The organism is Streptomyces sp. rh34 (assembly GCF_002551245.1).
In the GTDB taxonomy this organism is placed as follows: Bacteria; Actinomycetota; Actinomycetes; order Streptomycetales; family Streptomycetaceae; genus Streptomyces.
Window position 1 is genome coordinate 1 of the sequence record NZ_NTGZ01000291.1, and the last position, 8,928, is coordinate 8,928.

The 8,928-nt window shown below is 73.2% G+C and carries 6 protein-coding genes; 4 read left to right on the plus strand and 2 right to left on the minus strand.

Annotated elements, in window-relative coordinates; translation table 11 throughout:
• The 4 genes from CR470_RS32725 to CR470_RS32740 form a co-directional block, all read left to right on the plus strand.
• Positions 1 to 1,342: tetratricopeptide repeat protein (locus CR470_RS32725; protein WP_143663922.1), on the plus strand; the 1,342-nt coding region annotated here is incomplete at its 5' end.
• 319 nt (positions 1,343 to 1,661) lie between these two features.
• A complete protein-coding gene (locus CR470_RS32730; protein ID WP_097871091.1) occupies positions 1,662 to 2,771 on the plus strand; it encodes a sulfite oxidase in 1,110 nt (369 codons plus the stop codon).
• A 304-nt stretch (positions 2,772 to 3,075) separates the two neighbouring features.
• Positions 3,076 to 3,774 carry an ester cyclase gene (locus CR470_RS32735; protein WP_097871092.1) on the plus strand — a complete coding sequence of 233 codons (699 nt, stop codon included), beginning with the start codon at positions 3,076 to 3,078 and terminating at the stop codon, positions 3,772 to 3,774.
• A 279-nt stretch (positions 3,775 to 4,053) separates the two neighbouring features.
• Complete coding sequence (locus CR470_RS32740) at positions 4,054 to 5,673, plus strand: phytoene desaturase family protein (RefSeq protein WP_257138994.1); 1,620 nt, start codon at positions 4,054 to 4,056, stop codon at positions 5,671 to 5,673.
• A gap of 9 nt (positions 5,674 to 5,682) precedes the next feature.
• Here CR470_RS32740 and CR470_RS32745 read toward each other — a convergent pair whose 3' ends face one another.
• Positions 5,683 to 6,657, minus strand: a complete 975-nt coding sequence (locus tag CR470_RS32745; protein WP_097871093.1) for an acetylxylan esterase — start codon at positions 6,655 to 6,657, stop codon at positions 5,683 to 5,685.
• 4 nt (positions 6,658 to 6,661) lie between these two features.
• Positions 6,662 to 8,928: polysaccharide lyase 8 family protein (locus CR470_RS32750; RefSeq protein ID WP_097871094.1), on the minus strand; the 2,267-nt coding region annotated here is incomplete at its 5' end.

Below are 8,928 nucleotides of genomic sequence, written 5' to 3' on the forward strand. Positions count from 1 at the left end.
CGCCTGGACCCGGTCCATGACCGCCGGACACCGCGCGACCGGCGCGACGGGCCTCGGCGCCCAACGGCCGGACCCGGCGGCCGGGCTGACGGGCCAGTGGACCACCGGCGCCGCAACCGCCCCGCAGTTCACAAACGCCCCGCACTCCACAACCGTCCCGCACTCCGGCTCCGCCGTCTCCTCGCCGGCCGGGCCCCCCGCCCCGGGCCTCCTGGCAACGCTCGACGGCCGCCACGGCGCGGGCATCGACCTCGCCCGCCTGGGCCGCTGGGAGGAGGCGGGCGAGGTGCACCGGGAGGTCGCCGCCCAGCGGGGCCGCGTCCTCGGCCCCGACCACCCCGACACCCTCGCCAGCCGTTACGAACTCGGCCTCACCCTCAGCCGTACGGGCCGGGCCGAGGAAGGACTGCGCGAGTTCGCCCGGGTCGCCGAGGGCCGCGAACGGGCCCTGGGCGCCGACCACCCGCAGACGCTCGCCGCCCGCCAGGCGACCGCCCACGCGCTGGGCCGACTCGGCCGGCACGCCGAGGCCCACCAGGTGTACGAGGCGGTCCTCGCCGTTCGCGAACGCGTCATGGGCCCCGACCACCCCGACACCCTGCGCTGCCGTCACAACCTGGCGTTCAACCTCAGCAGGCTGGGGCGGCCCGAGGAGTCCTGGCAGCTGGCCCGCGAGGTCGCCGACGCCCGCGCCCGGCTGCTCGGCCCGATGCACCCCGACACCCTCACCACCCGCTACGAAGTGGCGTACACCCTGGGCAGGCTGGGCCGCTGGGCCGAGGCGCTGGAAACCTTCCAGGACGTCGCCCGGGCCCGCGCGAGCACCCTCGGGGCCGATCACCCCGACACCTTCGCCGCCCGCTACGAGGCCGGCATCAGCCTCGGCCGGCTCGGCCGCGACGCGGAGGCCCTGGAGCTGTACCGGTCCCTGGTCGCCGACCGCACCCGGACCGCGGGCGCGTCCGACCCCGAGACGCTGCGCGCCCGCCACGGACTCGGCGTCAGCCTGGGGCGGACGGGCCGCTGGGAGGAGGCGCTCGCGGAGGCGCGCGAGGTCTGCGCGCTCCGGGAACGCACCCTGGGACCCGATCACCCGGACACCGTGATCAGCCGCCGGGAGGTCGCCGCGGGGCTCGGCTGGCTCGGCCGGTGGAGCGAGGCGCTCGTGGCGTACCGGGAGGTCGCCGAGGCGCGCGGCAGGGTGCTCGGCCCCGACCACCCCCAGACGCTGGCGGCCCGTGACGACGAGGCGCACTGCCTGGAGCGGCTCGGACGGCCGGCGGAGGCGGCCGGGGGCGTCCCGTCGATCGCGGCCGGGTCCGATCCGCCGGACGTCCCTTAGCGCCGGCTTGCGATCGCCGGTTTTGAGCAGCTCCGGGATCCAGGCCGGCCGGGTGCCCCGAGTGAGGGGGCACCCGGGCGGGGGGTGGATCGGCGTTCGAACGCCGTCTACCGCTCGCGCCGGTGTGTCACAAGGGCCCGGAGGGGCAGGACGGAAACGTCCGGCGAACGGTCACCGTGACCGCATCACGAACGCATCCGGATCGCGTCTTCGATCGCGCGGGCACGCGGGCGGCCTCGGCCGCCATCGCGGCGGAGCGAACGTCCGGGCCGCATGTCGCCGGGTTTCGCGGCGGGCCGGTCGGGAGGACGATGAGGTCATGGACGCTTCGCTGAGCGGCGTCAGCGCACCTGCCCGTCTGGCGGCGGACGGGGAGGCCATCAGCCACGAGGAACTGGCGCTCGCGACCCGCAACCACGGCCTGCCCCTGGAGGCCCTGCGCTACGACGTCACGCCCCCGGGGCTGCACTACGTACTCGTCCACTACGACATCCCCGCCGCCGACCCCGACGCCTGGCGGCTTGGGGTCGGCGGGCTGGTCCGCGACGCGCTCTCCCTCGATCTGGCCTCGGTCCGCGCCCTCCCCGCGATGACCGCGCGCGTCACCATGGAGTGTGCCGGCAATGGTCGCGCCAGGCTGGAGCCGAGACCGGTGAGCCAGCCCTGGCTGGTGGAAGCCGTCGGCACCGCCGAGTGGACGGGAGCACCGCTGAGCGCCCTGCTCGCAGAGGCAGGCGTCGCGGCGGGCGCGTCCGACGTGGTGTTCACCGGAGCCGACCACGGAGTGGAACGTGGAGTCGAGCAGGACTACCAGCGTGGCCTGCCGCTGGCCGTGGCCACCGGCGAGGACCCGCCGGTGTTCGTCGCGTACGAGATGAACGGTCAGCCGCTGCCGCCGCAGCACGGATGTCCACTGCGCCTTGTCGTCCCCGGCCGGTACGGCATGGCGCACGTGAAGTGGTTGCGGGAGATCACGCTCGTGGACCGGCCGTTCACCGGCTTCCAACAGAGCGTCGCCTACCGCTATCGGCAGACCGCCGGAGACCCGGGCGAACCCGTCGACCGGATCAACCCCCGTGCGCTGCTGGCCCCGCCCGGCTTCCCGGACTTCATGTCCCGGACCCGGGTCGTGGACGCCGGACCGGTCGCCCTGACCGGCCGTGCCTGGTCCGGCTTCGCGCCCGTCACCCGGGTGGTGGTGAGCGACGACGACGGGCGGTTCTGGACGGATGCCGAAGTCGATCCGCCGGACGGCAATCGATGGGCGTGGCAGGCGTGGCGCGCCACCTGGCGGGCCACCCCCGGAGACCACATGCTCACCGCCCGCGCGCACGACGCCGAGGGGCACGTACAGCCCATCGCCCAGTCGTGGAACCGCGGCGGCTTCGGCAACAACCGTGTCCAGCAGGTCCCCGTCCACTGTCGCTGAGCGAGGGTCCACGTCGGGTGGCCAGGGAGCCGTCGCCCCGCCGGTACTCGTCACGTCAGGCCCCAGCACGGTCTCCTGGAGCGACTCTGTTTCCGCTGGTCGAACGGCTGCGGGCACACGTGGCGCACGCCTCCGGCGCCGACCGCCGATGGCCCTCGGCGCCCGGACCCGACACCGCAGTCGGCCCCGACCTCCCCGGCCGCCGCACGCTGCGACCGGATCAACATCAACCGAACAGGACACGGCTCCGGAGCCGTCCTAGTATGAAGTGGGTCCAGGGGCATGACTGGTGAGAGGTGGCGTCATGACGTTCATCCAGGTCATCGACTGCAAGACGGACCAGACCGACGCATTGAACCAGGTGATGGACAGGTGGATCGAAGCCACCCAGGGCAAGCGGACGGCCACACACGCGATCGTGGGGAGAGACCGAGCGGACTCCACGCACCTCGTGGAGATCGTGGAATTCCCTTCCTACGAGGAGGCGATGCGGAACTCGCACCTTCCCGAGACCGACCGGATCTTCCGTGAGATGGTGGCCCTGTGCGAGGGCGAACCGTCGTTCACCGACCTCGACGTCATGCGCGACGATCAGCTGAACAAGCTCATGGTCCGCCGTTTCTTCGAAGAGGTCATCAACAGCAGGAACCTCGACGCCGCGGACGAGCTGTGCACTGCCGACTACCGGGAGCACGACCCGGCCCTGTCCTCGTACGACCTGACTCTCGCGCAGGCCAAATCGGAGAACCGGGAAATCATCGAGGCGTTCGGACCCGTGGCCACCATCGAAAGTCTGACCGCCGAGGGCGACATGGTCTGCGCAAGAGTGTCGTTCAAGGGCCGTCACGTGGGCACATACCAGGGGATGGAGGCCACCGGACGAGACGTTTCGGGCACTGGCCACGCCACTTTCCGCTGCCAAGGCGGCAAGCTGGCCGAGAGCTGGTGGAACACGGACGACCTGGGCATGCTCCAGCAGATCGGCGCAATTGACATGCCGTGACCTGGCGGGAGCAAGGGTCAAGACGTGTGGGGCAGTCGCAGGGAACCTCGCGAAGGGTCGCCGGGTAGCCCTTGGTGTGAGCGCGTCCCGTGGGCCCGGTGGGCCGGGAGCGGGTGGAGCCGGTGTCAATCCGGGACGCGGTACGGCGCCGACCGCCGCACCTGCCACAGCACGCTCATCGACACCGGGGCTCGTGCTGCGGGGCGGGGTACAGGACCAGGCACACGGAGAGCCTCGCCGCCTCTGGCCGGGACGTACGGCGGCGTGTTACGAAGGTGCATGCCCGCACCCCAGACGTCCGTGCCCCGGCCGCCCGCAGGTCAGCCCGCCGCCCGGAGGGCCTCCGGCCCCGGCGCGCCCGCCCGCGACCGCTACGACGCCGTGATCGTCGGCGGCGGCCACAACGGCCTGGTCGCCGCCGCCTACCTCGCCCGTGCCGGGCAGTCGGTCCTCGTCCTGGAACGTCTCGGCACCACCGGGGGCGCGGCGATCTCGACCCGCCCCTTCGCCGGGGTCGACGCCCGGCTCTCGCGCTACTCGTACCTGGTGTCCCTGCTGCCCGACAAGATCGTGCGGGACCTCGGCCTCGACTTCGCCGTACGCAAGCGGACCGTCTCCTCCTACACCCCCGCCGTGCGCGACGGGCGCCCCACCGGGCTGCTCGTCGCGGGCGACGGGACCCGCGAGTCCTTCGCCGCGCTGACCGGCGGCGAGCGCGAGTACGCGGCCTGGCAGCGGTTCTACGCCATGACGCAGCGGCTCGCGACACGGGTCTTCCCGACGCTCACCGAGCCGCTGCCGAGCCGGGACGCGCTGCGCGAGCGGATCGACGACGCCGACGCCTGGCGGATGCTGTTCGAGGAGCCGCTCGGCGTGGCCGTCGAGGAGACCTTCACCGACGACCTGGTGCGCGGGGTCGTCCTCACCGATGCCCTGATCGGCACCTTCGCCGACGCCCACGACGCCTCGCTGCTCCAGAACCGGTGCTTCCTCTACCACGTGATCGGCGGCGGCACCGGTGACTGGGACGTCCCCGTGGGCGGCATGGGCGCGCTCACCGACGCGTTGGCCGGGGCCGCCCGTGCGGCGGGCGCCGAGATCCGCGTACGGCACGAGGCGACCCGGATCGCCACCGACGGTACCCACGCCGAGGTCACCGTCCGCACCTCGGAGGGGGAACACGCCGTCGCCGCCCGCCGGGTGCTCGTCAACGCCTCCCCGCAGGCCCTCGCCACCCTGCTCGGCGACACCCCGCCGCCGCCCGCCGAGGGCGCGCAGCTCAAGGTGAACATGCTGCTCACCCGGCTGCCGAAGCTCCGCGACCGGTCCGTCGACCCCCGGCAGGCCTTCGCCGGCACGTTCCACATCGCCGAGGGGTACGGGCAGCTCGCCGACGCCTACCGGGACGCGGCGGCGGGACGGCTGCCCGCCGCCCCGCCCTCCGAGATCTACTGCCACTCGCTGACCGACCCGTCGATCCTCGGCCCCGACCTCGCCGCGCGCGGCTACCAGACCCTCACCCTCTTCGGCCTGCACGCTCCGGCCCGGCTCTTCGCCGCCGACAACGACGCCGCCCGCGCGGCCCTGCTGAAGGCGACCCTCGCCGAACTGGACGCGCACCTGGAGGAGCCGGTCACCGACTGCCTGGCCCTCGACGAGCGGGGGGAGCCCTGCATCGAGGCCAAGACCCCGCTCGATCTGGAGCGGGACCTGAGGCTGCCCGGCGGCCACATCTTCCACCGCGACCTCTCCTTCCCGTACGCGGACGAGGGCGCCGGGCGCTGGGGCGTGGAGACCGCGCACGCCAATGTGCTGCTCTGCGGAGCGGGCGCGGTGCGCGGCGGTGGCGTCAGCGGGGTCCCCGGCCACAACGCGGCGATGGCCGCGCTGGGCCGGTGACACCGCCCCTCAGGCCCCGAACACCCCCCGCAGCGCACCCAGCTTGCGCGGCAGGTCGTACTCGGCGCCGCCCTCGTGCCCGTTGTACGGGAACACCTCGATCTCGGCCGGCCCCGCATAGCGGTGGTAGGCCGCGAACACCGTGGAGGACGGGCAGATCCGGTCCATCAGCCCCACCGAGAACCAGGCGGGAGCGCTCGCGCGTGCGGCGAAGTTGACCCCGTCGAAGTAGGACAGGGTTTCCATCGCCTCCTCGATCCGGAAGCGGTGCCCCGACAGCCAGCGGGCTATCTCCGCGTACGGTCCGGCGTCCGTGATCTGCGAGGCGCGCCGGTAGTGGCAGAGGAACGGCACGTCGGCGACGACCGCCGACACGTCCCCGCGCAGTCCGGCGACGGCCAGCGCGAGTCCGCCGCCCTGACTGCCGCCCAGGACGGCGATCCGTTCGGCGTCCACCGCATCGTGGGCCTTCGCAGCGTCGACGGCCCGGACCGCGTCGGTGATGAGCCGCCGGTAGTAGTGCCGGTGGGGGTCCTCGATGCCCCGCGTCAGGAAGCCGGGCGAGGACGAACCGTGGCCCTCGGGCCCGATGTCCGGGGTGTCGGCGGTGTTCTTGCCGCCGCCGCCCTGCCCCCGGTTGTCCATCACCAGGTGCGCGTAACCGAGCGCGCTCCAGGTCAGCCACGCGTACGGGATGCCCCGGCCGCCGTTGTACCCGATGTACTGCACCACGGCGGGCAGCGGCCCGGAGCGCTGCTTCGGCAGCATCAGCCACGCCTTCACCGGCTGCCCGGCCCAGCCCCTGAACGTCACATCGAGTACGTCGACGGTCGCCAGCCCCGTCTCGTACGGCACGAACCGGGCATCGACGTCGTGCCGGGCGCTCTCCGCGAGGGTCTTCTCCCAGAAGGCGTCGAAGTCGGCCGGTTCCTGCGGCTCGGGGCGGTACTCCCGCAGCCGCTCCGGATCCATGTCGAACAGCAAGGCTCTAGCTCCTCTTCAGGGTGAGGTCGAGGGTCGCGCCGCGCAGCCCCGACGTGTCGGCGGTGATCCGGATGCCGCCCGGTGTGCGCGCCGCGCTCACCCGGGGGCCGCCCGAGGCGAGCGTCAGCCCGCGCCCGGCCAGCTCGACCACCACGGTGGACCGCAGGTGAGTGGGATCGGACAGGGCGACGCCCACGTTCCGCCCCTTCGGGCGCACCAGGACGGACGCCGGACCGTCGCAGCTCAGCTCCCGCGCCGAGCCCGCCCGCCAGAAGTTGGCGGCCAGCAGCCCGTCCGCGCCGCGTCGCACCGCGTGCACGGCGGTCGAATCGGCGACCAGTTCCACCGGCGGCGCGGCCGACAGCAGCCGGGTGCGCCCGGCGGAGACGGCGGGGAGCTGGAGGTAGAAGTAGCCGGCCCCGCTCGGAGCCGGGCCGTGGTCGTGCCAGAGCGTCAGATACGGGCGGGTGACCGGGGTGTCGGTGCCGTACTTGAGGTTGATCTCCCGCCAGGTCGCGGTCCGCTCCTCGCGCAGGGCGCGCACGGAGGCGGGCCGGGGGAAGACGTACCCGCCGGTTCCGGCCAGGTGCAGCCACCGGACGTCCGCCAGCTCGGCGGACCAGCCGGGGCCGTCCGGGGTGGCTGTGCCGTTCACGAGGAGCGCGGCCCGCGGGTCGCGCAGCTTGCGGTTCTCCACCACGGTCTCGGCGGTCCCCGCCTCCGCGGTGATGCCCGAACCGACACAGGCGATGACGTCGTCCAGGCAGAACCAGCTCTTGAGCCCGCGCAGCGTGCTGCCGAAGGCCCGCAGCTCCATCCCGTACGCGCCCAGCGTGGTGTCCGGGAGCGCGGTGCCGCCGGCCCAGTCGGCGGTGCTGGTGGTGCGCTGCCCCGCCGCGTCGGCCGGACGCCCGGCGATGACGGTGGTGCCGGGCAGCCTGGCCGGGTCGACGGTGGGCCAGTAGTCCTCGCTGTAGTGGCCGAGATCGTCGGTGTACAGCAGCACCATCCCGTCCGAGAGGTGCCAGCCGCGCAGGTTCTCGTTCTGGATCGACTCGTAGTTGTAGATCCGGGTCGAGTACGCGGAGATGCCGAGGCCGAACGCGGGACGGTGGTGGGCCGCCTTGTCCATCAGAGGATGCTGCTTGTGGGCGACCAGGGGGCCCCGGGCCGGGACGGCGGAGGCGATCGCACGCTGCGCGGCGACCAGGGATGCGAGGTCGGTCACCGCGAGGAAATCCCGGTAGCCGTCCTCGGCGATCCACTGCTTCACCAGCGCCGTGAACCGGTCGGCGGGCTCGCCCGGGAAGCAGGGGATCAGCCGCAGCACCGCCTCGATGACGGTCTGCGCCGACGCGTGCCCCTGCTTGCTCGGCCGGGCGATCTCCCGCCCGCACACCGACGCCATCACATCGCCCCGGAACATCAGCGGGTCGAAGCCGTCGTCCACCCAGCCCCGCACGTTGCCGAGATCGGGATCGGTCACCGTCCACGCCGTTCCGGCCAGCAGATTGAGCAGCCGGGACAGGTTCCCCAGCAGCTCCTTGCCGTAACCGCCGTTGTACGGGTGCCTGTAGTGCTGGAGGAACGAGCCGTCGGAGGAGAAGCCCTCGCCCGTGCCGTCCGCCGCGCCGCCGGTGTCGTTGAAGGCCAGGACACTGTTGGCGCCCGAACCCTCGACATCCGAAAGAGCGTCGCGTACCCGGCCGAGCGCGTCGCCGTCGCCGCGCAGCACCGCGTTGACGGCGACCACGGTGGAGACCCACACCCGGTTGGCGCCGGTCGCGATCTGCCGGTTCGCCCGCCACAGGTTCGGGTCCGGGGTGTAGTGGAGCACGGCGGCGGTGACCCGCTCCAGGCGTTCCGCGCCGAGCTTGTCGTGGAGCAGCACCGCCGTGTCGTTGAGCGCGAGCGCCGCGCCTATCTCCCAGTCCCAGTCGTTGTCGAACCGGGCGTGCTCAGGACCGTAACGGTGGGTCAGCATCCAGTCGACGCCGCCCAGCAGCTTCGCCAGCAGCACCGCGTCGCCGTGCTGCGGGGTACCGGGGACCGACCAGGCGGTGGCCGCCGTCGCCAGCCGCTTGAACGAGGTGGTGACGTGGTTGGAGCGCGTCGTGCTGGTCAGATCGGGGAACAGCCCGTCCGTCCGGGACGGGTCGAGGCCGGTGGCGGCGGTGGTCCCGGCCCGCCCCACCCGGGCGGTCGCGGCGGCGATCCGCTCGTCGTTCCGGTCGAGGCCGGGGCCGCCGGTCAGCAGCGTGTGCCAACGGG